Source organism: Amycolatopsis sp. NPDC051106 (assembly GCF_040682775.1).
Taxonomy (GTDB): Bacteria; Actinomycetota; Actinomycetes; order Mycobacteriales; family Pseudonocardiaceae; genus Amycolatopsis.
On record NZ_JBFBBQ010000125.1, the window covers coordinates 1 to 22,773 of the forward strand.

23 protein-coding genes are annotated in these 22,773 nt (G+C 72.1%); 5 read left to right on the top strand and 18 right to left on the bottom strand.

Annotated features, from left to right (window positions below):
- From AB0M83_RS44535 to AB0M83_RS44575, 9 genes are all read right to left on the bottom strand, one after another.
- On the bottom strand, positions 1–598 hold a 598-nt coding region (locus tag AB0M83_RS44535; protein WP_364527453.1), incomplete at its 3' end, for a hypothetical protein.
- A gap of 35 nt (positions 599–633) precedes the next feature.
- On the bottom strand, positions 634–1,476 hold the full coding sequence (locus tag AB0M83_RS44540; protein ID WP_364527456.1) for a serine hydrolase: 843 nt from the start codon (positions 1,474–1,476) through the stop codon (positions 634–636).
- 41 nt (positions 1,477–1,517) lie between these two features.
- The gene (locus AB0M83_RS44545) at positions 1,518–2,381 is read right to left on the bottom strand and encodes a hypothetical protein (protein WP_364527459.1); all 864 of its coding nucleotides are present in this window, start codon (positions 2,379–2,381) and stop codon (positions 1,518–1,520) included.
- On the bottom strand, positions 2,381–2,875 hold the full coding sequence (locus tag AB0M83_RS44550) for a SigE family RNA polymerase sigma factor (RefSeq protein ID WP_364527462.1): 495 nt from the start codon (positions 2,873–2,875) through the stop codon (positions 2,381–2,383). The genes AB0M83_RS44545 and AB0M83_RS44550 overlap by 1 nt, the downstream gene beginning before the upstream one ends.
- A 385-nt stretch (positions 2,876–3,260) precedes the next feature.
- Positions 3,261–4,472, bottom strand: a complete 1,212-nt coding sequence (locus AB0M83_RS44555) for an MFS transporter (RefSeq protein ID WP_364527465.1) — start codon at positions 4,470–4,472, stop codon at positions 3,261–3,263.
- An 88-nt stretch (positions 4,473–4,560) separates the two neighbouring features.
- A complete protein-coding gene (locus tag AB0M83_RS44560) occupies positions 4,561–4,959 on the bottom strand; it encodes a DUF6294 family protein (RefSeq protein WP_364527468.1) in 399 nt (132 codons plus the stop codon).
- Positions 4,960–5,027: 68 nt separating this feature from the next.
- Positions 5,028–6,845, bottom strand: coding sequence for a RiPP maturation radical SAM C-methyltransferase (locus AB0M83_RS44565; protein WP_364527471.1), 1,818 nt, complete (start codon positions 6,843–6,845; stop codon positions 5,028–5,030).
- A complete protein-coding gene (locus AB0M83_RS44570; protein ID WP_364527474.1) occupies positions 6,842–7,117 on the bottom strand; it encodes a hypothetical protein in 276 nt (91 codons plus the stop codon). The genes AB0M83_RS44565 and AB0M83_RS44570 overlap by 4 nt, the downstream gene beginning before the upstream one ends.
- On the bottom strand, positions 7,110–9,917 hold the full coding sequence (locus AB0M83_RS44575; RefSeq protein WP_364527477.1) for a BTAD domain-containing putative transcriptional regulator: 2,808 nt from the start codon (positions 9,915–9,917) through the stop codon (positions 7,110–7,112). The genes AB0M83_RS44570 and AB0M83_RS44575 overlap by 8 nt, the downstream gene beginning before the upstream one ends.
- Before the next feature lie 135 nt (positions 9,918–10,052).
- On the opposite strand from AB0M83_RS44575, the gene AB0M83_RS44580 reads away from it, so the two are divergent.
- A complete protein-coding gene (locus AB0M83_RS44580) occupies positions 10,053–10,655 on the top strand; it encodes a sigma-70 family RNA polymerase sigma factor (RefSeq protein WP_364527480.1) in 603 nt (200 codons plus the stop codon).
- A 35-nt stretch (positions 10,656–10,690) separates the two neighbouring features.
- Here AB0M83_RS44580 and AB0M83_RS44585 read toward each other — a convergent pair whose 3' ends face one another.
- From AB0M83_RS44585 to AB0M83_RS44595, 3 genes are read right to left on the bottom strand one after another with little or no spacing between them, the layout of a single operon-like run.
- Positions 10,691–11,569, bottom strand: coding sequence for a hypothetical protein (locus AB0M83_RS44585; protein WP_364527483.1), 879 nt, complete (start codon positions 11,567–11,569; stop codon positions 10,691–10,693).
- Between the two features lie 5 nt (positions 11,570–11,574).
- The gene (locus tag AB0M83_RS44590; RefSeq protein ID WP_364527486.1) at positions 11,575–12,042 is read right to left on the bottom strand and encodes a hypothetical protein; all 468 of its coding nucleotides are present in this window, start codon (positions 12,040–12,042) and stop codon (positions 11,575–11,577) included.
- Positions 12,005–13,360, bottom strand: a complete 1,356-nt coding sequence (locus tag AB0M83_RS44595) for an MFS transporter (RefSeq protein WP_364527489.1) — start codon at positions 13,358–13,360, stop codon at positions 12,005–12,007. The genes AB0M83_RS44590 and AB0M83_RS44595 overlap by 38 nt, the downstream gene beginning before the upstream one ends.
- Before the next feature lie 94 nt (positions 13,361–13,454).
- Between AB0M83_RS44595 and AB0M83_RS44600 the strand changes: the two genes are divergently transcribed.
- Entirely contained in the window at positions 13,455–13,874 is a 420-nt protein-coding gene (locus tag AB0M83_RS44600; RefSeq protein ID WP_364527492.1) for a helix-turn-helix domain-containing protein, read from the top strand.
- A gap of 30 nt (positions 13,875–13,904) precedes the next feature.
- On the opposite strand, the gene AB0M83_RS44605 is transcribed toward AB0M83_RS44600, so the two are convergent.
- The 5 genes from AB0M83_RS44605 to AB0M83_RS44625 all read right to left on the bottom strand — a co-directional run bounded on the left by AB0M83_RS44605 (position 13,905) and on the right by AB0M83_RS44625 (position 18,206).
- A complete protein-coding gene (locus tag AB0M83_RS44605) occupies positions 13,905–14,504 on the bottom strand; it encodes a TetR/AcrR family transcriptional regulator (protein WP_364527495.1) in 600 nt (199 codons plus the stop codon).
- Between the two features lie 28 nt (positions 14,505–14,532).
- Positions 14,533–15,567 carry a hypothetical protein gene (locus AB0M83_RS44610; RefSeq protein ID WP_364527498.1) on the bottom strand — a complete coding sequence of 345 codons (1,035 nt, stop codon included), beginning with the start codon at positions 15,565–15,567 and terminating at the stop codon, positions 14,533–14,535.
- The gene (locus AB0M83_RS44615) at positions 15,564–17,027 is read right to left on the bottom strand and encodes an FAD-dependent monooxygenase (RefSeq protein WP_364527501.1); all 1,464 of its coding nucleotides are present in this window, start codon (positions 17,025–17,027) and stop codon (positions 15,564–15,566) included. Before AB0M83_RS44615 ends, AB0M83_RS44610 begins: the two co-directional genes overlap by 4 nt.
- A 91-nt stretch (positions 17,028–17,118) precedes the next feature.
- Complete coding sequence (locus AB0M83_RS44620) at positions 17,119–17,649, bottom strand: GNAT family N-acetyltransferase (protein ID WP_364527504.1); 531 nt, start codon at positions 17,647–17,649, stop codon at positions 17,119–17,121.
- A gap of 47 nt (positions 17,650–17,696) precedes the next feature.
- On the bottom strand, positions 17,697–18,206 hold the full coding sequence (locus tag AB0M83_RS44625) for a hypothetical protein (protein WP_364527506.1): 510 nt from the start codon (positions 18,204–18,206) through the stop codon (positions 17,697–17,699).
- Between the two features lie 169 nt (positions 18,207–18,375).
- On the opposite strand from AB0M83_RS44625, the gene AB0M83_RS44630 reads away from it, so the two are divergent.
- Complete coding sequence (locus AB0M83_RS44630; protein ID WP_364527509.1) at positions 18,376–19,755, top strand: PLP-dependent aminotransferase family protein; 1,380 nt, start codon at positions 18,376–18,378, stop codon at positions 19,753–19,755.
- A gap of 263 nt (positions 19,756–20,018) precedes the next feature.
- Here AB0M83_RS44630 and AB0M83_RS44635 read toward each other — a convergent pair whose 3' ends face one another.
- On the bottom strand, positions 20,019–20,870 hold the full coding sequence (locus tag AB0M83_RS44635; protein WP_364527512.1) for an NAD(P)-dependent oxidoreductase: 852 nt from the start codon (positions 20,868–20,870) through the stop codon (positions 20,019–20,021).
- A 251-nt stretch (positions 20,871–21,121) separates the two neighbouring features.
- Here AB0M83_RS44635 and AB0M83_RS44640 point away from each other — a divergent pair, with 251 nt between their 5' ends.
- A complete protein-coding gene (locus AB0M83_RS44640) occupies positions 21,122–21,565 on the top strand; it encodes a hypothetical protein (RefSeq protein WP_364527515.1) in 444 nt (147 codons plus the stop codon).
- Positions 21,558–22,682, top strand: coding sequence for a hypothetical protein (locus AB0M83_RS44645; RefSeq protein ID WP_364527518.1), 1,125 nt, complete (start codon positions 21,558–21,560; stop codon positions 22,680–22,682). The genes AB0M83_RS44640 and AB0M83_RS44645 overlap by 8 nt, the downstream gene beginning before the upstream one ends.
- Positions 22,683–22,773: the final 91 nt, after the last annotated feature.

The window sequence follows — 22,773 nt, forward strand, 5'->3', positions numbered from 1 at the left end:
GGAGTGACCCGCCCGGCAGCGGGTGACCACCGGGGTCACTCCGCGACGCACCGCGGAGCAGGATCAGCGCTCGGCGGACTTCCTCGCTCTCGTCCTGCGCCCGGAGGCTCGAAACGGTGTCCGCAAGCTCGTCGCCGAGCCGGCCACCGGCGGCGATGCACGACCGGACGGCCGACCGCACCTCGTCCTGCGCGAAGTCCGGCCGAAGGTCCCGCTCCCAGAGCTTCAGCGCGTGCACGGCCGCGCGTCGCGACACCTCCGGAACCGCCGCGTACCAGTGCCCGCCCAGCCGGCCCCGCGGCGGCGGATCGCCCGGTGGCGGCACCCGCCGCCCGAGCCGTTTCTGCGTCACGCGCGCTTTCGCGTACGCGGTGGCCTCCACGCGCCACACCGCGCGACTGGCCTCCAGCTCCTCCAGCGCACGCAGCAGGGCCCGCTCGTGCCGCTGGTACGGCCCGGCCAGCTCCGCGAGGAAGCTCAACGTGGCCCGGTGACCGATCGGGTGATACAGACTCACGCACGAGCACAGCGCCGCGACGCGCCGGCCGTGCGCCAGGCTCCCGTCACGCACCCGGCGCGCCCGCTCTCCGAACCCCATCCGCCGACCGTACCGCCGGGTGATCGCCCGGGTCGTCAGCCCGGCGCGAACCCGGCGCCGGTCCGGCCGAACAGCTGCTGGGCGACCGTCTTGCACACTTCGGCCCCGTACCGGTGCTCGTCGCCCTGGTCCGGGTAGTGCACCAGGACCGCGAGCACCCAGTGGTCCCAGATCGCCAGGCAGTTCACCGTCCACGAACTCCCGTGCCGGGTCCAGCCGTTCTTGACCGCCGGACGCTCGCCCGCCAGCGCCGGGGCCTCCGCGATGCCGAACGCGTCGCCGGGATCGACCGAGCGCATGAGGTCGAGCAGCTTGCTCCGCCACTGCGGGCTCACGCCCGGACCGCGGGCCACGCACCGGCCGAGCAGGCTGGCGTCGGCCGCCGACATCGTGGTCTTGGACCACCGATGCGGGTGAACCACCGTCTCCCGCAACCCGCAGGTCCGGATCATCCGGGCGATCGAGTCGTCCTCGCCGAGCCGGAGGTACAGCGTCTGGGCGGCGCGGTCGTCGCCGACCCGGATCATCCGGGTCACCCGGCCCTCGTCGGCGGCCGAAATCCGCGACTCGCGCGAAGCGAGGAAGTCCACGACGAGCCAGATCTTGATCAGGGATTCGGCCGTGGTGCGCAGGGTTCCGCCGCCGACCACGGCACCGGTGGTGAGCTCACGCAACGCCCAGGACCATTCGCCCCGGACGTCGACCGCCACTTCGGCGTTGCCCGGGCGCGTACCCGAAAAGCGCGGAGCGGTGTCCGGTTGCCCGGACGAAACCGGCTCTTCCGCCGCGGCGGTCACCGTCTCGGAGCGAAGACCGGACGCCGCGGTGAGCGAGCCGAGAACGGCGGCCACCAGGATGACGACCACGAGAACTCGCATCGAAACTCCTTCGGCAGAAGACCGAATGCGTTCCGGCCGACCTATCGCTTGAGCTGAACGGAATTCAGCACCGTCGACGCGGCCTGCTCGTTGGCGGGCGAGCTGTCGATTTCGACGGTGTAGGCGCCGAGTTCACGGTGCTGGTGCAGGGGCAGCGGGTCCTGCGGGAACGTGCTGCTCGCGGCCTTGCTGGTCAGCGACACGGTCAGCGAGAAACAGCGGCTGTCGAGCGGGGTCTTCCTCGCCTCGGGGTCGGGGCAGAGCACCAGGGTGTTGGTCTCGGGCTCGCTGGTGAACGTGGCGACCTTCTGCCCGTCGGGAACCCGCACCGACTTGAGCGGCGAGTCGATCGCCGGCGGCTTGGTGCCGATCTTCCCCAGCAGGGCCAGCATTTCCGCGGCCGTCACCGGCTTCGTGGTCCTCGCCCAGATCCAGCGATCCGGTCCGTCCTGCCACATCACCGACCGCGGGTTCTGGAGCTGACCGGCGGCCGAGGGCTTCGCGGTCAATGCGCTCTTGGGCGCGGCACCGTCGCGGACTTCGACCTCGAACGCGTACTGATGGCCCTGCCCGTAGTGCAGGGCGGCGAAGTGCGGCTGGATGGCCCACATGAACAAGTCCCAGGACCCGTCCTCGAGGCTGATCGCCGGCGCGTTCGGGGGCACGGTGGCCGACGGGGCGGACGACCCACTCACGCTCGCGGCCGGCTGCACCACCGCGGCACCCCCGCCCTGCACCCAGACGGCTCCCGCACCGAGGGCGGCCACCGTGAGCGTCACCGCGACGACGCTGGTCGTGCGGCGCCGCCGGATCCGGCGGGTGGCGGCGGCGAGCACCCGCTCGGGATCGGGCGCCAGGGACTCCTGGGCGCGCAGCGCGCGGCGCAGTTCGTCGAGGTCGGTCATCACACACTCTCCTTGCCTTCTTTGAGCTCGACACGCAGGGCGCTCAAGCCGCGCGAGATGTGGCTGCGCACCGTCCCGGACGCGCAGCCGAGGACCGCGGCGATCTCGGCGTCGTCGCGGTCCTCGTAGAACCGCAGGACGATCGACGCGCGTTGGGCGCGGCTCAGCCGTGCGAGCGGCCCGGCGAGCTGGTCGGCGTCGGTGATCCGCCACGCCGGATCGGGCGCGCTCGGCTCGTCGAACCGGGTGACATCGGCGGTGGGGTGCACGGATCGCTGGTACCAGCGGCGGCGCCACCCGAGGTAGCCGTTGACCACCATCTTCCGCAGGTACAGGTCGGGCCGGTCCACCGTCGCGATCCGCCGCCAGCTCTGGTGAGCCCGCACGAGCGCGTCCTGCACGACGTCCTGAGCCAGCTCACGGTCACCGGTCAGCACGGCGGCGAACCGCACCAGTCCGGGCAGCTGCTCACGGGAGAACTCTTCGAACCGCACACCCCTCAAGATGCCGCTGCCCGGGCGATCTGTTGCAGTCGCGGCCGACTTGTTCCGGAGGTTGCGAAACTTGCCCGCCCATGTCGAACACGCGTTCGATACGCGCGGTCAGCGGGCTGGGCAGTCCGCGCCGGCGCGCCGAGGTCTCGGGATCCACCGCCACAACGCTCCGGCCGCCCTTCCCTCGACGGATTCGCCCACGACCTCCTGGCCGCCCGCGAGCGTGGTGTGGGCCCAGGGGGTATCTCGCCTGCGGCCGGGGCGGCCTCGACCTGGGTCAGCGGGCCACCAACGTGGACCGGCGGCTCGGGTTGCCCGGCCAGTCATCGAGACGCGAACGTGCCGAGAGCCTCGGCACTTCCCCACCGTGAAGGCCTGCGGGGGATCAGCGGGCTGGGCAGTCCGCGCCGGCGCGATGGCGTCTCGGGATCCACTTCCACAACGCTCCGGCCGCCGCGAAACCCACCAGGCCGCTCGCCGCGATCCCCGCGCCCAGGCCGGCCAGCGCGGTCACCGCCGACAGGATCAGCGGGCCCACCCCGGTGCCGATGTCCGCCAGCTCGTTCCAGATGCCGATGTGCGTCGGCCGTCCCACCTTCGGTGACACGTCGGCGCCGAGGGTCATCACGATGCCCGAGCCGATCCCGTTGCCGAAGCCCATCACCATCGCCGCCACCGTCAGCGGTGCGGCGCTGCCGGCGAGCGGCATCACCAGGAACGACACGCCCAGCACGAGCGTCGCCGGCACGGCCACCCAGCGCCGGCCGTAGCGGTCCATCACTTTCCCGGCCGGGTAGAACGTCAGCGCGTCGACGGCCCCGGCGACGCCGTAGATGATCGAACTCGTCGTCGGGGACAGGCCGATGTGCGCCGCCCACAGCGGCACCACCGTCTGACGCGTCTGGCGGATCGCCGACAGCAGCAGGATTCCGGCGCCCAGCGTCGCGTAGACCCGCCACTGCCGCTTGAGCATCCCCCGCGTCGTGACCGCGGACGCGGCCGCCCGGTCGTCCGCGGTCACGACCAGGTCGGGCACCCGCAGCACCAGGGCACCCGCCGCGAAGATCGCGGCCAGGCTCACGTAGTACGCGCCGGGCAGCCCGGCGAAGCGCATCGCCGCGGCGCCCGCGAACGGCCCGAGGAACACGCCGATCCGCATGCTCCCGCCCAGCGTCGACAACGCCCGGGCGCGCATGTGTTCCGGAACGATCTCGGTCAGGTACGTCTGCCGGGCCAGGCCGTAGACCGCGCTCGCCGCGCCGATCAGCACGACCCCGCTGCCGTAGAGCAGCAGCGACCACGGTCCGTGCCCCAGGTCGACCAGGCAGATCAGCAGGCCGGCGACCATGACGGCCGCCGCCAGGAGCATCGACCGGCGTTCCCCGACCCGCGTCGCCAGCATGCCGGCCGGGATGTTCGCGGCCAGCGACCCGACCCCGAGCAACGCGGCGATCAGCGCGGCTGTCGGGGTGCTCGCCCCGCGGTCGATCGCGCTCAGCGCGATGACCGGCAGCACGGCTCCCTCGGACAGCCCGAACAGGGCGGCCGGCCCGTACGCCGCCGCGGCGACCGAGCGCAAGCGGAACTCTTCGACCATGTCCGTGCATCATGCGTGACAGCGGCGGGACTGTCCGCCACGACGTGATCTTTCTCGCTCGGACATGCCTCTTACCAGGGCATTTCGGTCAGCAGCTCCAGTGCATCCGCACCGCGGCGAGGTCGTCCCACAGGCCGGCGTCGAAGCTCGCCCGGGCGCGGAACCGGACGTGTCCCCCACCGCCCGGCGTGGTCCGGACGAACTTGCGCCAGTCGCCCTCGACCGGGTGCTCGGTGGCCAGCGAACCCAGGACGGTCCCGTGCGCGCCGAGCAGGTCGACGTGCCAGATCACCCAGGTGCGGCCGGGCCCGCCGGCCACGGTGCCGTCGAAGGTGGCGGTCCCGTCGGGAAAGAGCGTCCACCGGGCCCCCGCGACCATCGTGCAGTTCCCCCGCTCGAGCGGCCCCCAGGTGAACACCCACGGCGCCCGGCCGGTGAGCCGCTCCGCCGCGGCGTTCGCCGTCGCCACGATGACCGACGGGTCCATGTCACGCGCCTTTCGTCGAACTCGCACCTGGCGATGGACGGAGACTCCGGCGGCGGGCCTGATACGCGTCAGCGGCCGGGTGTCGCGGGCAGCGCGAGCGACAGGGCCAAGGTCTCGTCGAGGAACATCAGCCCGCGGTCCCCGAACTCCCGGAAAGCCTTCTCCACGGCCGAAACCGGCACGGTGAGGCCGAGTTCCCGGTGCACGGCCCGGGCGGTCCGCGGACGGTCCACACAGGCCAGGTAGACGTCGGCGAGCGTGTCGTGGAACGTGTAGGTGCCGTGGGTCTCGGGGTGCCGGCCGTCGTAGATCTGCAGGAACCCGGGGGCACACCGGTACACCAGCACCGGCGGTTGCTTCGCCTCCCAGGCGGCGGACCACGCCGACACCGCGTCCTCCAGAGGCGCGTAGACGTCGGGCGGCAGCTCGTCTTCCGGGGCGTAGTCGAAGAAGTAGGCGACGCGGTCGATGTCTACTGTGGACGGATAGACGTGGCGGTAGCTGGCCTCGGGCTCGCGCGCTCGCAGGGGGAACCGGGCGGGCTGGGTGAACAGCGGGCTGAACCGCTCGAGCCACAGCCGGTCCGCGCCGGCCGGCGGCTGGAGGTGGACCAGGTGCGGGACGGCCGCCGCCTGCGCGGCGTACTCCTCGGCCGGCTCCCCGGGGAACCCCCACAGGATGTTCCAGCCGACGCCGATGCCGTAGTAGCGGGCCCAGCGCAGGAAGTTGACGTTCTGGGCGGCGCGGACACCCTTGTCCATCAACCGGAGCACCGCGGAGCTCAGCGACTCCAGGCCCGGCTGCAGCTGCGTGACGCCCGCCTCGGCGAGGTGCTTCAGCTGTGCGCGGGTCAGGTTCGCCTTGACCTCGTAGAAGATCTGGTAGTCCCGCCGCCCGTCGGCGAGCGCGGGCAGCAGCTCCTTGAGGTAGCCCGGTTCGAGGATGTTGTCGACGGCGTCGAACCGGAAGGTGCGGTGCCGGCGCGCCTGCTCGTCCAGCTCCCCGAGCACCCGCTCCGGCGACTTGGCGCGGAAGCGCATCGTGGTGCCGTTGAGCCCGCAGAACGTGCAGTGGTGCTTGGCACCCCACCAGCACCCGCGGGCCGACTCGAACGGGAGCGCGACGTGCTCGGTCGGCAGGCCGAGCCGCGTCGCCCGCTCGAAGTACTCGCCGTAGTCCGGCACGGGCAGCTCGTCGAGCCGCTCGTGCGGCGGTTCGGCGGGGGTGGCGACGACGTCGTCGCCGACCCGCCGGGCGACGCCGGGGATCGCGCCCGGATCCGCGCCGGTGGCGAGGGCGTCGAGCAGCCGGGGGAAGGCGACGTCGCCCTCGCCGAGCACGGCGAGGTCGACGCAGCCCACGGACCGCACCAGCTCCAGGCCCATCTCCCCCTCGAAGTTGGCCCCGCCGAACACGGTGATGACGGTCGGGTCCCGTTCCTTGAGCCGCCGGGCGAGCGCGAACGACGCGGTGTTCTGCTGGAACGTCGAGCTGAAGCAGGCGACGCGGACGCCCGCGAGCTCCTCGGCGAGGGCGTCGAGGTACGCGGGCACATCGTGCTCGCGCATGGCGAGCAGTCGCTCCGGACCGTCCAGGTAGGACAGTTCTTCGCCGAGCTCGTCGAGCAGCTTCCCGTCCGGGTCCGGCGCGGCGTCGCCGAACGCCTCGACGGAGAACAGCCAGTCACCGATCTGCCGGCCCCGGTGGTCGGCGAGCCGCCGGTAGTGGTCGAGCCCGATCCGGACCGCGAAGTCGAGGTTGGCGTGCAGGGTCCGCACGGGAAAGCCGTGCTGCCGCGCGATCGCCTTCAGTAGTCCGAGCTGGATGGACGGCCGATCGGCTTCGAGGAACGGCATGGAAACGAGCACCACCGGCGGCGCGCTCACGGGGTGGAGGTGTGCCGGATCAAACGGGTGGTGGCGGCGACTGGTCCTCCGATGGGCGTGTGGTGGTAGACCCTGAGCAAGGAAGCCTGCTGCGGGGTGAAGCTCCACTTGAAGCCGTTGTGGATCTCCCCCTCGTGCTCGGTCGCGTTCCACGCGATCGTGAGGATCGCTTCCAGCAGTTCGAGCTGCTCCTCGGTCAGCGATGACTTGAGCTGGTCGAGTTTCTGCTGGAAGTCGGCTAGTGCTGCTTCGTCGAGTTCGAGATCAGGCATGAGAATCCTCCTTGTTGGTTGACTGTTCACCATCGGCTTCTTCGAGTCTCGTCCGCACCGCTTCGGCATCGGGGTGGTCGAGGTGCGAGAGGATGTCGTGGGCTTGCTGCCAGCCGGACCGGGCCGACGTGAGGTCGCCGAGGTCTCGGTGCAGGTTCGCGAGTTCGATGATCACTCGTGCCTCGGTGACCAGGTATCCGTTGCGATGCAGCAGGTCCACTGCCGTCTCGTAGCAGGTGATCGCCTTGGCGTGGTCACCGAGCTGCTTGTGGGCGTAGCCGAGGCTGTGCCAGCTCTGGGCCGCGCCCATGTGGTCGCCGAGCTGCGTCTGCAGGTCGATCGCCTGTTGGCAGTAGTCGATGGCCACCGAGTGCTCTCCGAGCAGCGTGCGGAACCAGCCCACCGCATTGAGCGCCGCCGCTTGCCCGGTCCGGTGTTCCGCCGCGCGGAAGAGGTCCAGCGCTTGCTCGGCGTGCGCCAATGCCTCCGCAACGGTTCCTTGCCGGTCAAGCATCCAAGCGAACTGCCGATGCACATAGCCTTGACCGACCACGTCGACGACCGCCGCGTACAGCTTCAAAGCGGCCTGGAGGTGAGCACCCGCCTCGTCATACCGGCCGAACCACACGTGAGTGCCGCCCAGGTGCAGGTGCGCGAACGCCTGCTTCCGCTCATCGCCCAGCCGCCTCGCCGCATCCAACGCCGCCGTGAGCAGATCGCTTTCGTCGTGCCAATGGCCGCGCATCGTCAAGAACCTGCGCAGTGCCCAGGCCAGCTCCCACACCCGCGCATCGAACTCGGCGTCCACGTCGACGGCCTGGAGCAGGACCCGGTGCTCGGTCTCGAACCACGTCAAAGCTCGCCGGCGGTCGAGGATCCGTTCGGCCTCCGCCCCCGCCGGCAACGGGGTCAGCGCGGGCGGCACCTCGAGGCGGGGGTCGAGGAAACCGTCGGCGTGGTAAGCCGTGTGGGCGTAGTGGCCGAGCAGGCGGTGGACGGCCGTTTCCCGGTCGCCGTACGAGTCCGATGTGTGCACCAGCTCGTCGGCGTACGCGCGCAGGAGGTCGTGCATCGTGTAGCGGCCGGGGGCGTGCTCGGCGACCAGGTGCGCGTTCGCGAGCTCGGACAGCAGCGGCCGCACCCGGGTGGCGGGCAGGCCCGCGAGGCTCGCCGCCGCGCGGGTGCCGATGTCCGGGCCGAGGTGGAGCCCCAGGAGCCGGAACAGGCGGGCGGCCGCGGGGTCCAGCAGCAGGTACGACCAGGAGAACACCGCGCGGGCGTCGGTCGCGGGGTCCGCGCCGGCGAACTCGTCGAGGCCGCCGCGCGCGTCCCGCAGCTGCCCGGCCAGCGCCGCCAGGCTGAACGCGGGATACGTCGCCGCGCGCGCCGCCACCACGGCCAGCGCCAGCGGGAGGTGCGCGCACAGCCCGATGATCTCCTCGGCCGCGGCGGGGTCGGCCGCGATCCGGCCGTCGCCGATCCGGCGGCGCAGCACGGCGTGCGCCTCGGCGTCGTCGAGGAGGTCGACGACGAGCGGGTGCGCTCCCTCCGTGACCAGGCCGGCGAGCTGGTCGCGGCTGGTCACGACGACCACGCAGGCCCGCGCGCCGGGCAGCAGCGGACGCACCTGCCCGGCGTCGCGGGCGTTGTCCAGCACGACCAGGACCCGCCGGTTCGCCAGCAGCGTCCGGTACAGGCCGACCTGCGCGTCCAAGGTGGTCGGGATCCGTTCGCCCGGCACCTCCAGCGCTTCGAGGAACCCGCGCACCGCCGCGGCCGGCGTCATCGGCGACCCGGTCGGGTCGAACCCGCGCAGGTTGACGTAGAGCTGCCCGCCGGGGAAGGCGCGGGCGACCGAGTGTGCCCAGTGGACGGCCAGCGTGGTCTTGCCGACCCCGGCGGTCCCCGAGAGGACGACGACCCGCGCGGCCGGCGACGGTCCGCCGGTCACCTCGCCGAGCCGGCGCAACGCGCTCTCGCGCCCCGCGAACCCCGGGGTGTCCGGCGGCAGCTGGGCGGGCGACGACGGTGGTGGCGGTGCCGGAGCCGTGGCCGGCAGCTCGCCCCGCAGGATCGACTCGTGCAGCGCGCGCAGTTCGGACCCGGGGTCGGTGCCGAGCGCGTCGGCGAGCCGGTGCCGCACGACGGCGTAGCGGTCGACGGCTTCGGCGTCGCGCCCCGCGGCGTGCAGGGCACGCATGAGCAGGACTTCGAGGGGCTCCACGAGCGGGTACTCCGCGGCGAGGTCGGCCATCGCGGCGATCACCGCGTCGGGCCGCCCGAGCCGCAGTTCGAGCTCGCCCCAGTGCACGGCCGCGTCGAGCCGGCGCCGGTGCCAAGTCGCGCGAACCCCGTCGGCCCATTCGCCCTGAAGGCCGGCCAACGGCGCACCCCGCCAGCAGAGCAATGCTTCGTGCAACGCCGCGGCCCGGTCGTCGTCGGTTTCGCGGGCGTCATTTCCGCGCTCGACCAAATGAGCGAACCGGTTCAGGTCAACCGCACCGGGATCGATTTCCAGCACGTATCCCGCGCTTCGCCGGGTTACTCCGGTCTTTGTGCCGGTCAGCTCGGCGACCTCGCCGAGCACCTGCCGAATTCGGCTGAGGTGGGAATACACCACATTGCGCGCTTCCCCCGGCGGCTCGTCACCCCACACGCGGTCGATCAGCGTCTCGATCGGAACGGGGCGCCCGGCGTCGACCGCGAGCGCCGCGAGGACGGCTTGCTGCCGCGGCGTCCCGACGTCCAGCGGCTGTCCCTCGACGCGTAGCTGTACCTCCCCGAACAGCAGGAACTCCATGCGGCGGACTCCCCGTGCTCGACGCGTCCCGACCGGCCACGTCGATGCTGCTCGCCCCGCAAGGTCTCTGCAAGGTCGGCGAGCAGGGCGTGGCGAAATCGTGAACCCGGGAACATCCCAATCCGAGGAGGGGCCATGCACGACTCGCCGGTGCCATTGCTGGAAAATGCCGCCCGAGGTGCGGAATGGGCTTGGCGGGATATCGTCGACCGATATTCCTCGCTGGTCTGGTCGGTGTGCGCGCAGTTCCGGCTCGGCAGTGCCGACACCCAGGACGTCAGCGGTGCGGTGTGGCTGCGGCTGGTGGCGAACCTGGCGCGGATCCGCGAACCGGAGGCGCTCCCCGGCTGGCTGCGCACCACCACCCGGCACGAATGCCTGCGGCTGCTGCGCCACCAGAACCGGCAGGTCCCGACCGACGACCCGCTGCTCGGCGAGCTGACCGAGCCCGCGTTCGACGCCGGGCTGATCGGGACCGAACGCCGGACCGCCGCCCGCCGCGCGTGCGCCGGGCTGCCGGCGCGGGACCGGGAGCTGCTCGCGCTGCTGTTCTGCGACCCGCCCAAGTCCTACCGGGAGATCAGCGCGACGCTCGGCATCCCGGTCGGCTCGATCGGCCCGTCGCGGGCGCGGTGCCTGGCCCGGGTGCGGCGTACGCCGGCGATCGCGGCGCTGCTCGCCGACGAACCGTGCGACTCCGGTGGTCATGCTCTCCGGAGCACCCGGGGAGCCGCTTGATACGCCGGTCCCGGATGCCCAAGGCCGAGGCGGGCTCACGGGCGCTGGTTCTGGAACTGGAACTGGACGCGCACCGAGCCGTCGAGCGGGACGACGATCGTCGCGCCGCTCGCCGACCACCGGTCGGCCACCAGGAACATCCGGTCCTTGCCGTGGATCAGCAGGCGCAGGTTCCGGTAGCGGTAGCGGAAGGTCTGCCCGTCGGCGGCCGGCAGCTTGGTCTCCTGGACGCCGGGGCTGCGCAGGAACAGGCTTTCCTTGGTGTCGAGGATGACGCTGGGCCGCTTGTCCAGGCGGCTCGCCTCGTACATCGCGAGCCCGCGGCCGGACCACTGCGCCACGGTCGCCGTCAGCCAGAACGCGCTGACGGCGATCGCGACGTACCCGAGGGCCGTCGAGACCCGGTGCGGCGGCGCCGGGTCCGCCGGCGACCGGGCGAGCCGCCGGGCGAACGAGCCGAACCGGAACAGCGCGCTGCCGGCGGCGATCAGCAGCGGGGTCACCAGCCCGTACAGCCGCCAGTCGCGCAGGAACGGGTACCCGGACAGCAGGAGGAGCCCGGCGCCCAGCGCGACCACGCCCGTCACCTGGCCGGCGCGGCCCAGCCGGGCCGCCGTCCGGGCGGTGGCCGCGTCCCGGGTCCGCCGGCGGACTGCGGCGTGCGCCGCGACCGCGCCGGCGCCCACCGCGGCGAACACCAGCAGCGGCGTCAGCAGCGGCTGCGGGCTGCGCATGATGTAGTCCTGCGTCCCCAGCCCGATCGTGTCGACGTCGACGCCGAAGTACTCGTACTGCGAGCGCGCGGAGACGTACCCGAAGTAGAACAGCAGCGCACCGAGCAGGGTCAGCGGCGGGACGACGGACTTGCCGGCCTCGACGAAGCGCTCGAACCGGCCCGGCTTCTCCTCGGGCACCGAGGTCACCCCGACGCGGTGGTCTCGGACGTCGGGGTCTCGGGCGTCGGCGATTCCGGCTCGGAAGGCCCGTCCGGTTGCCTCAGGGGTATCGAGTTCGGCTCCACCCGGCTGCGGAGTTCCGGGCAGGAGCAGGCGGCCTTGCCCGCAACTTTCAGTCGTGTCTTGCGACCGGTCCCGAGCGCGGTCACCGCGACCGAACAGGTGTCGCCGTTCGCGTGGAAGGTGAATCGCGTGCAGGCGTCCGCCCCACCGCAGCCGCCGCCCGCGCGGAAGACACCCGGGTCGTCGAACCCGATCGCGGTGACCTGCACGCCCGGGCCGAGCGAGAGGCCGGACTGCAGCCAGCTGACGGTGACGCACTGCTCTCCGGCGCCTTCGGGGTCGGCCCCGCCCCCGATCGGCAGCTGCGGGATCGAGATCGCGACACCGTCGTCACCGGACCTCGGGGCCTCCGGGCCGGTCGGCTCCATGCTCGGGGCCGACGCCGGCGGCGGTGACTCCGGTGGCGGTGACTCCACGGTGCCCGAGTCGGGAGCGCTGGGACCGGCGGGATCCGAGCAGCCCACGGCGAGCACGGCGATCAGGGCGAGACTGCTGGTGCGGAACAGGTTCATCGCGGTACCTCCTCGGCGTTCGGAGCCCCGAGGGAGCCCGGTGATACGCCGTGGTGGTGAACCAGACGGCCAGGGCGCCGAAGGCCAGGGCCGCGCCCAGGACGGTCGAGCCCGGCCAGCCCGCCGAGGCGAACGCCCTCGTGGTCGCCGCGGCTCCGAACGCCGAGCCCAGCGAGTAGAACACCATGTACGCGCCGATCGTGGTGCTGGTGCGCTCGGCGAACGCCGTCGTCAGGGCGTGCTGGTTGCCCACGTGCACGACCTGGACCGCGAAGTCGAGCACCACCACGCCGGCGACCAGCGCCCCCAGGGACCAGCCGAGACCGCCGATCGCGAGCCACGACCCGAGGAGGAGGACGAGCGCGATGCCGGTGACCCGCCTCGCGTGGCCGGCGTCGCCCCAGCGGCCGGCCCGGGCCGCTCCCCAGGCGCCCGCGAGGCCGGCGATGCCGAACAGCCCGATCTGCGTCTCGCTCAGGTGCCACGGCTCGCCTGCCAGCGGCAGAGCCAGGCCACTCCACAGGGTGCCGAAGGAGGCGAAGAGGAAGAACGCGATCAGTCCGCGGCCGAGGAAGAGCGGCTGGGTGAACAGCCCGAAGAAGGACCGGAGGATCCGCCCGTAGGGCTCGGCGCCGGTCCGGTGGTCCGCCGGCAGTGCGACGAGACAGAGCACACACAGAGCCAAAGCCAGGGCTGCCAAGGCGAAATAGCCGCCGCGCCAGCCCCAGAGGTCCGCCAGCGTGCCCGTGACCACCCGCCCGCCGAGGATGCCGGCCACCACTCCGGACGTCACGACGCCGAGGTCGCGTCCTCGCTCGCCCGGCGGCGAGAGCGACGCCGTGCAGGCGACGGTCGTCTGCACCACCACCGCGAACAGTCCCGTGATCGCGAGGCCGCCGAACGCCACCGCGGCCGTCGGTGCCGCCGCCGTGACGGCCGAGCCGGCCGCCACCAGACCCAGGTGCGCGGCGATCAGGCGCCGCCGGTCGAGGCGGTCACCCAGGGGCACCAGCAGCACCAGCCCGGCCAGGTAGCCGAGCTGGCCCACCGCCACGAACCAGCCGGCGGAATCGCGGGGAACGCCCAGGTCGTCGCCCATCGGGCCGAGGACCGGCTGCCCGGCGTAGACACCCGCGACCGCGACCCCGCACACGGTCGCCAGCAGCAGTCTCAACCCGCGTCCCACCGCACCTCCCGATTGGTTGCGATTTGCAACTCTTCGGAGCGTAGGTCAGAATGGTTTCATTACGCAACTCACTGGAGGAGTGATGTGGACGGACCCGAGCTGCCCGGTCGCGCGGACGGTGGACCTGATCGGCGACCGCTGGAGCCTGTTGATCATCCGGGACGCGATGGACGGCGCCCGCTCGTTCACCGACTTCCAGCAGCGCACGGGCATCGCCCGCAACATCCTCGCCGACCGGCTCCGCAAGCTCGCCGCCCACGACGTGCTCGAGCAGGTCGAGGCGCCGTCGGGCAAACGCCGGCAGTACGCGCTCACCGCGGCCGGCCGGGACCTCTTCGCCGTGATCGTCACCCTGCGGCAATGGGGTGAGCGGCACGCCTTCGAGGCCGGCGAGCCGCATTCGGTCCTGGTCGACGAACGCGGCGCCGTCGTCCCCACCCTCGTGCCCACCGCCCCGGACGGGGCCCCGCTGACCAGCGAAACGACCGTCGTGCGGAAATGAGTCAGGCCAAGGGAAAGCGCGCTCGGGTGATCAGCCGCGCAGGGCGGGGCCGATCCAGCGGCGGACGAGCGCCCGGATCCCGTCGTCGGTGAGCGCCGGAGTCGACGGGTACTGCAGGAAGGACAGGAAGAGCCGCATCAGGATTTCGGCGAGACCCTGGAGGTCGTCGTCGGTGGTGATCCCGACGGCGGCCCAGTCCACCGGGACGTTGCGGAGAATCCTTGCGCCGTAGGAGAAAGCGAGCGGCGAGAGCACGCCGACCGTGAAGAAGTCGGCTTCGCCCGCCTGCAGCAGCAGGCCCAGATGACGCTCGCCGGGCAGCGTCCGGACCGCGAACACCACGGACTCGACGGCGACTTCCGCGGCACTGCCGAAAGAAGCCAGGTGGCGTTCCATCCGCCCGGCGAACTCTTCGACGCCGGCCAGGGCGACGGCGCGCAGGATGTCGTTGAGGCTCGGGAAGTAGCGGTAGACGGTCTGCCGCGTCACCCCGGCCTCGGCGGCGACGTCGGACAGGCTGGTCTTCGCGAGCCCGGCCCGGTCGAGGCACGCCGTTGCCGCTTCGACGATCCGGCGGCGGGCCTCGTCTTCCGTGCCGGGCGGGTTGCCCCGCCATCCGTGGTGCCCCATGCGCCCCATCTTCCCCGACCGGGTGGGCTCAGACCGGGGCAGGGGCCCGGGCCTTCCGGTACAGCGCGACCAGCACCAGCCCGGCCGCGGCGAAACAGGCGAGCGCGTAGGGCAGGTTCCCGGCCGGGCCGCCGCCGTCCGCGGCGATCCAGAACACCGCCAGCGCGCCCAGGTAGCCGGCGGGGTAGATCCGGACGAAGGCGGACAGGGGCCGGCGTTCCGCCCGGGTCGTGACGATGATCCCGGCGCCGGCCACCCAGACGAGTGCCAGCTCGACGCCGAGAATCCAGGCTTGCGCGGTGGTGTTGCCGTCGAAGAGGCTCGACGGGAGACCGGCGATCGCCATCGTCGGCGGGGTGAGGACGCCGGCCACCAGGGTCCGCCACCCGAGTGACCGGCCGCGCCGAGGGCCACCGGCCAGCCGCACCACCAGGTAGGTCAGGGCCCCGAACGAGACGGACGCGAACAGCAGCATGCTCGTCATCGGCACCGATGCCAGCGCCGGGTGGTTGACGATGCGGTTGCCCGGGTTCCAGGCCCACCACTCGAGCTTCGGGCCGAGCTGGTCGAAGACCTCGTAGAACACCTGGCAGACGAAGGCGACGGCCACCGAACCGGCGAGCGGGCCCCGGCTCCGGAAGATCCCGAGCGCCCGCACGAGCTCGTAGGCGAGCTGGCTGAACGCCGGGTAGAACGCGACGATGTAGAGCGGCAGCCGGTCCGCCATGAACTGCACGGTGAACTGGTTGTGGGCGAAGATGAAGCCGTAGATCCGGTCCAGGCCGAACCACTCCGGGAAGTACAGCGGCGGCTCGGTGACGAAGAGGTACACCAGCGACGCCCACCACAGCGCCAGGTTGACCGGATCGCCCGCGCGGTGGCGGCGAACGGCGTGCACCAGGGCGAAGACCGCACCACCGACGACGAGCAGTTCGAGCAGCGGCATCGTCCAGTGGGCGAGCTCCCAGGGGAAGCGGACCGAGACGACCGGGGCGACGTCGTGGCAGTCGAAGCCCAGCCCGCGGGTGAGGGCCTCGGCGTCCGGCCCGCACGCCGCGGTCATCGCGCGGTCGCCGTCGCCGTTGCCGAGGTGTAGTCCGTGGCCGGCGGTTCGGCCTGCGGGTCGAACCCGAACGGCACCCGGTGCCGGCCCAGCGCCGCGCGGACGCGGTAACGCACGAGCCCCGCGAGCACGCGTGGGGTGCGCAGCATGTCCCCCAGCGACTCGTCGAGGTTGAACACCTTGGCGAAGTGCTCGTCGACGACCTCGTCCTCCCGGGCGGCCCCGACGATGAGGCTGAACGCGGGGGCGGAGACGGCCGCGAGCAGCCGGCGTTTCCACTCGCGCGGCTTCTCGGTGCCCTCGGCGCAGGCGTAGCCCTGGTCGCGGGCCATCGCCAGGCTCCACGGCACGTTCAGCAGTTTGCGTTGCGCGGCAAGGAACTTCGCGGAGAACTTCGCGTCGAGCCGGCCGGCGCGGGCGAGGTGTTCGCGCAGCAGCAGCGCCGAGCCGGCCGCGGAACTGATGCCCTGGGCGTAGAACGGGTTGAACGCGCAGATCGAGTCGCCGACGAAGACCAGCCCTTCCGGCGGGGTGCGCAGGCGGTCGTAGCGGCGCCACTTGTTGCCGGTCGAGCGGGTGAGGTGGACTTCCGAGGTGGGTTCGCACCGGTCCATCGCGGCGGCGAACATCGGCGTCCGGACCCGGCGGGCCGTCTCGACGAACGCGTCGGTCGTGCGCGGCATCTCCAGGCCCCACGAGCCCATGCAGGCGATGACGCGGTTGCCCTCGACCGGGAAGAAGTTGACCAGGTACTCGTGTTCGGCGGGGTGCTCGCCCTTGTCCGGCGTCGGCATGATCACCAGGTGCCGCCACCACCAGGTCGCGGGCCGCGGCGCCGGGAGCTCGTACCAGCGCGAGGTGTAGGTGACCTTGGCGTCGAGCGTCCTGGTCTCCGGCTCGGGCCAGCCCGCGGCCACGAGCCAGGCGCCGACGGAGGAGCCGCGGCCCATCGCGTCGACGACGAGGTCCGCGTCGACGTGCTCGTCGCCGCCGGCGGTGGTGAAGCCGACGCCGGTGATCCTGCCGTCCCGCGTGGTCAGGCCGGTGACCGCGGCGCCTTCGCGGATCTCGACGTCGGGGAGCTCACGCACTTTGTCGCGCAGGACGCGTTCGATGAGGATCCGCGAGCTGTAGACCATGGTCATCGCGCTGCGTTTGCGAGCCGACCAGCCTTCGCCGTCGAGGTAGGCGGCGTCCATGGACGGCATCAGGTGCAGGCCGCCGGCGGCGATGAGGTCTTCTTCGAAGCCGTCGAACAACGCCCCGATCGCGCGCCGGCCCGAGTTGAGCAGGAAGTGCGGGTGCTTGCTCTGCGGCACCCCGCGGCGGTGCTCGGCTTCGGCGGGGAGCCGGTCGCGTTCGAGGACCAGGACCCGGTCGAAGTGCGGAGCGAGCGCACCGGCCGAGCACAGACCGGCGGCACTGCCCCCGAGGACGACGGCGGTCTTGCCGAGCCGCATGCGGATCAACTCCCCACGTCGAATCATACAAACTGACGACGAATGTATGAATGAGTGGACGCGGGTGTCAAGGGGCCGATCGCCGGTGCGTTTACGCGGGCGCGCTGTCCGATGGTGTGTCCGTTGCGCCCCAATGGTTTTCGGCGAGCAGGCCGAACAGGAGGTCGTCCGTTCGCTCCGCCTTGAGCCACGTGTGCCGCCGGCGACGGCCCTCCAGGCTGAACCCGAGCCGCTCCAGCAGCCGCGCCGACGCCGTGTTCCGCGCGTCGCACTCCGCGGACACCCGGCGAACTCCCGTGCCGAACACCCGGTCCAGCACGCACCGCACCGCTTCGGTCGCGTAGCCGTTCCCCTGGTGGGCCCGGGCGATCGTGAACCCCACCTCGGCCTGCTTCCGGTTGCCGGACAAGCAGATCCCGACGTCGCCGATCAGGACGCCGTCGCGCTCGACGGCGTACTGGATCCACCCCGGCTTGCCTTCTTCGGCCGTCGCGAACCCGCCCACGAGCCGCCGGGCGGCCGCCTCCGGAACCGGCGCGGTCCACCCCTGGTAGCGCGCCACCTCGGGATCCGAGCGGTACGCCGCGAACGCGGCCACGTCACCTCCGGCGAACCGCCGCACGACCAGCCGCTCGGTCCGGATCGGGAGTCCGCCCAGGGTGCGAGCCGTCAGCGAGCCGAACCGTGGGAGCCGCGGATGCGCAGCCCGTCCGACTCGATGATCAGTTCGGTCGGGCAGTCGTTCACACCCACACCGGCGAACCGGAACGGCTCGCGGCCGGCGCCCACCAGCGTCGTGGTGCCGTTCTTCTCCTCGAGCCGCACCGTCCGGGGACCCGATCGGGTGTCGAACACGTGCAGGCTCCCGAAAGCGGCCTCGAGGTCCGGCCACTGACGCGGCCCGCCGAGGACGACGGACGGCAGCGGCTGCGGCTCCCCGTCGAGGAGCACCTCCATCCGCCCGGACTCGCCCGTGTCGATCTGCAGACCGGTCTGGACCTCGTTGTCGAGGGTGAGCTCGACGAACCCGCCGCGCGGGGCGGATTCGCGGATTTCGAGCTCACCACCCGGCCGGACCAGGAACTCCGCCGGGTACCGGGCGACGACCGCCAGGAGCGGATGGCGCAGGCCGTTGACGATGCGGATCGACTTCACCCGCTGCGCGGTGGTTTCGGTCAACGGACTTACCCTTCGGAGTAGCTGCGAATCGGCAGATCGTACCTCCGGCTCTCCCGTGTTTCGCGCACCCCTAGGCATCCCTAGGGGGTGATGCGGAGGACGCAACAGACCGGCCACGAGTCCTCTTCGGACATTCGGTGCAGCAGAATGCGACACGGAGGTGACGACGGTGGACAAGCCGGGCTTCGACCTGCACCTCGACCTGCATCTCGATGTCGGCGAACCGCGGGCGCGGTCGATCGAGTCGGCGCTGCGCGAGGCCGTCACCACCGGCCGGCTGCCCGCCGGCACCCGGCTGCCCGGCAGCCGCTCGCTGGCCGGGGACCTGGGAATCGCCCGGGGCACCGTCGTCGCGGCCTACGCCCAGCTGGTCGCCGAGGGGTGGCTGGTCAGCGCGACCGGGTCCGGCACCCGGGTCGCCGACGTCACGCTCCCCCGTGCCCCGCGCGACACCCCGGTGCGGCGGATCGTCGACCTGCGCCCCGGCCGCCCGGACCTCAGCCTCTTCCCGCACGCCCGGTGGTCGGCCGCGCTGCGGCGCTCGCTGGACGCCGCCGGCTTGGACTACGGCGACCCGGCGGGCTCGCGGGCGCTGCGCGAAGCGGTGGCCACGTACGTCTCCCGGGCCCGGGGCGTGCGTGCCGAAGCCCCGGCCGTGGTGATCACGAGCGGCTTCACGCACGCTCTCGCCGTGCTGGCTCGCGCATTGCGCGGTGCGGGAGCGATCGCCACGGAAGACCCCGGGCTCGCCCACCACCGGAAGCTCATCCACGACGCCGGGCTGGAGACCGCGCCGCTGTGCGTCGGCCCGGACGGCGCCGACCCGGCGGACATCCCCGCGCACGCCGGGGCGGTGCTGCTGACACCCGCCCACCAGCACCCGCGCGGGGTCGTGCTGAGCCACGAGGCGCGTGCCGGGTTCGTCGCGTGGGCCCGGGACCGCGACGGGTACGTCATCGAGGACGACTACGACGGCGAGTTCCGCTACGACGAGCAGCCGGTCGGAGCGTTGCAGGCCCTCGCCCCCGATCGAGTGATCTTCGCGGGCAGCACGAGCAAGGCACTTGCACCCGGCCTGCGGCTCGGCTGGCTGGTGGTGCCGCCGCGGCTCCGGCTCCCGGTGCTCGACGCGCTGGCGGCGACCGGCGCCACGGTCGGCGTGCCGGGCCAGCTCGCGTTGGCCGACCTGCTCGACCGCGGCGACTACGACCGGCACGTCCGCCGCACGCGGGTGGTTTACCGCAAGCGGCGGGCAGAGCTGGCCGCCCGGCTGGCGTCGCTGACGGAGGTCCCGCTCGACGGTGTCCCGGCCGGCTTGCACGCACTCCTCCCGCTCGCGTCGGCGAAGGAGGAGCGACGGCTCGTCGCCACAGCTCTCGGCGCCGGCCTCCAGCTCACGGGCCTGCACGCGGCGGAGTACTGGCACTCGGCTCGCCGGGCGAAGGCCGGACTGATCATCGGCTACGCAACACCACCGCAGCACGCGTGGCGCCCCGCCCTGGACTCGCTCACGGAGGTACTCCGCGGCGCGGCAATCACCCGTTGGTGAACCACCCCGCCCCGCCCAAAAACGCCACTTTCATAGGGAAAGTGCCATTTTTGGGCCCTCAAAGCCGCACTTTCATAGGGAAAGTGTTCCGGAGCGCGGACTCCGGAAGATGGCCCGCAACGCGGGGATCACGCTGAGTGAACCATCCTGCGCGCCCAGAGGGCGCCACTTTCATAGGGAAAGTGCCGCTTCGGGGCCAGAGACCGCACTTTCACGGGAAAGTGATGCGGAGCGCGGACTCCGGACCGCGCGGCGGGCGGGCGTCACAAGCTTGCGAAGCCGTCCCGCCACGACGCGAAGCCCGGCGCCCAGCCCAGCTCCTTGCGCGCCCGGGTGTTGTCCGCTCCGCGGGCCCAGCTCGTGCGCTCCTCCTCCGCCCGGGGCGGCTCGGGCACCCCGACCGCGGCGCAGAACACCGGCACCCACTCGTGGCCGGCCGCGGGCTCGTCGTCGCACACGTTGACCGCTCCCGTCGGCCACACCAGCGCCGCGACCGCCGCCGAAGCCGCGTCGTCGACGTGCACGAAACTCGACACGTCCGCGTTCGCGGGCAGGTTCCCGGCTTCGGCCTGCCGCGCCATCAGCGCCCCCCGCTCGTACCACGTTCCGGGGCCGTACAACAGTCCGTAGCGCAGCACGACCCACTCGGGCAGCTCCGCGACGGCCGTCTCCAACGACGCGACACCCCCGACCGTCGCGACCCGGTCGGGCGCGCCGTGCAGATCCAACGGCGTGTCCTCGATGGCCGGCGCGTCGCCCGGCTCGTAGGCCCACGAGATGCTCTGCGCGACGATCCGCCGCACGCCCGCCGCCTTCGCGGCGTCGACCAGGTTGCGCGTGCCGACCACCCGGACCTTCGCGTTGGCGGCGCGGTCGCCGGCCCCGAGGTCGGTGAGCTGGTGCATGACGACGTCGGGCCGCGCGGCCGCCACGGCCTCCGCCAAACCCGCCGCGTCGTACACGTCACCGATGACGGCCGCCGCTCCCAGCACCTCGATCTTGCGCGCCGCGGCCGGATTCCGGGTCAGGCCAATTACCGAGTGGCCCGAAGCGACCAGCGCGGGCACCACCCGGCGGCCCACGGCGCCGGACGCGCCGGCGAGGAAGATCCGCATGTCTTTCTCTCCCGCTCAGTCCGGAATGGACGGAGTCTGCGAAGCCGGCAAGGTGAGGACGGAGTCAGTCATGGTTTCCACCCTAGGCAGAAGGCGGCGGGACCGGCTGGTCCACTTCCGGCCCGCCGCACTGGACCGGTTCGCCCATCGTTTCGGCCGACGCCGAAACGATGGACACCGGGGAACGCCCGCAACCGCCGGATCGCCGGAGCTCGTAGCCTGACCGAAGATCTTTTGGAGGGAGCCCCGTGGTGGCAGCGAACTGGCGAGTGGTGTCCGAGCCGACGCCGGGAGTGACCCCGCCACCGCCGTCCCCCGGCGACCACGACGCGAAACCCGAGCCCGAACCCACTCCGTCGCCCTCTCCCAATCCGAAGCCGGAGCCGGTGCCGCCGTGGGGCAGCGGCCCGGACATCGGCGTCACGCCTCCCTGGCTGCGGCAACGCGCCGACGCCTGTGACGAGACCGCCGTCGCCGTGAACGCCCTGCGCGGGGCGGCCGACGACACCTTCGAGCCACTGGCGCGCGCCGCGCCGGGCTGGGACTTCGCCGGCAGCGTCGACGACATGCAGTCCCGCTGGGACGGGCTCAACGACCTCCTGCACCGCCGGCTCACGCAGGCCGCGGAGAACTTCCGGCTGAGCGCCGACGCGTACACCAAGACCGATTCGGCGGGCGGGGAGCTCCGTGGTTGATTTCAAGCAGCTCGCCGAACTGGACGTCGCCGGGCTGGAGACGTTCGCCGAGCAGTGGGCCCTGGTCCACCAGAAGCTCCACCGGATCCGCGACGCCTACGAATCCGCCGTCGTGACACCGCTGGAGGACGGCGCGTGGGCCGGCAAGGGCGGCGACGCGGCGACCCAGTACTGCGCCCGCATCCGCTGGGACTTCGACGCCGTCGACGCCGAAGTGAAGGCGCTGCGGAAGTACATCGACGTGGAAGCCGACGGCAGCGAGGGCACCGGGGGCCTCAAGGGCCTCGAAGGCCACCAGCGGGCCGTGCTCGACCTGCAGCGGCAGGCGCGTGAACAGGGCATGACGGTCACCGCCGCGGGCAAGGTCACCTGGGACGACACCCCGGGCGTCTCGCCGGGGTACTTCGACGCGCTCGGCGAGCAGGCCGACATCGCGGACGGCCTGGAGAGGCAGATCCAAGCGCACCTGAAGCAGGCCACCGAAATCGACGAGGAGCTCGCCCGCAACCTCAAGGTCGTCTTCGGCACGCAGGACAACTTCGAGACCGAAGACCGCCGCTACGGCGTCCTCCCGCCCACCGAGCACGACCGCCGGGTCTGGAACCAGCTGCACAACGTCGTCCTGCTGGGTTTGGTGAAGCAGGGCAACGACCACGCGGCCTGGCTGCTGCAGCACTACCTCGACGGTGACGGCAAAACGGTCGAAGCGCCCGTCCAGGACATGCTCGACGACCTGCCGTCCTTCCAGGAGCAGGTCGACAAGTCGGTCGCCGAGGCCGGAAAGGGCCCGGACGGCCCGTTCACGACCGACTGGAAGACGACCGCGCCGGACCTTGAGCGGGACGGCAAGGGCGGCCAGGACTGGTACTACTCGTTCAACCACTTCCAGTACCGGCTGGTCGGCGAGAAGCACGGCGACGAGGTCACCTACCACGTCGAGATCCAGAAGCGCTACGACTGGGGCATCCCGAGTGAGCACCGGCGCGACCTGGAGAAGGACTCGCCGGTGCTGGACGTCGACTTCGAGCAGGCGGACATCGCGCACCTCAACACGACGGGCAAGGCACGCGACTTCGATGTCGTCGGCAGCTCGGGGCAGAAGACCGCGCACGTCTAGGAGCTGTCCTGTAAGTCATCGGAGCCAGAGCACGATGGCTGCGATGGTGAGCTCGGCCTGGTAGTAGGCAGCGCGTTTGGCGTAGCGGGTG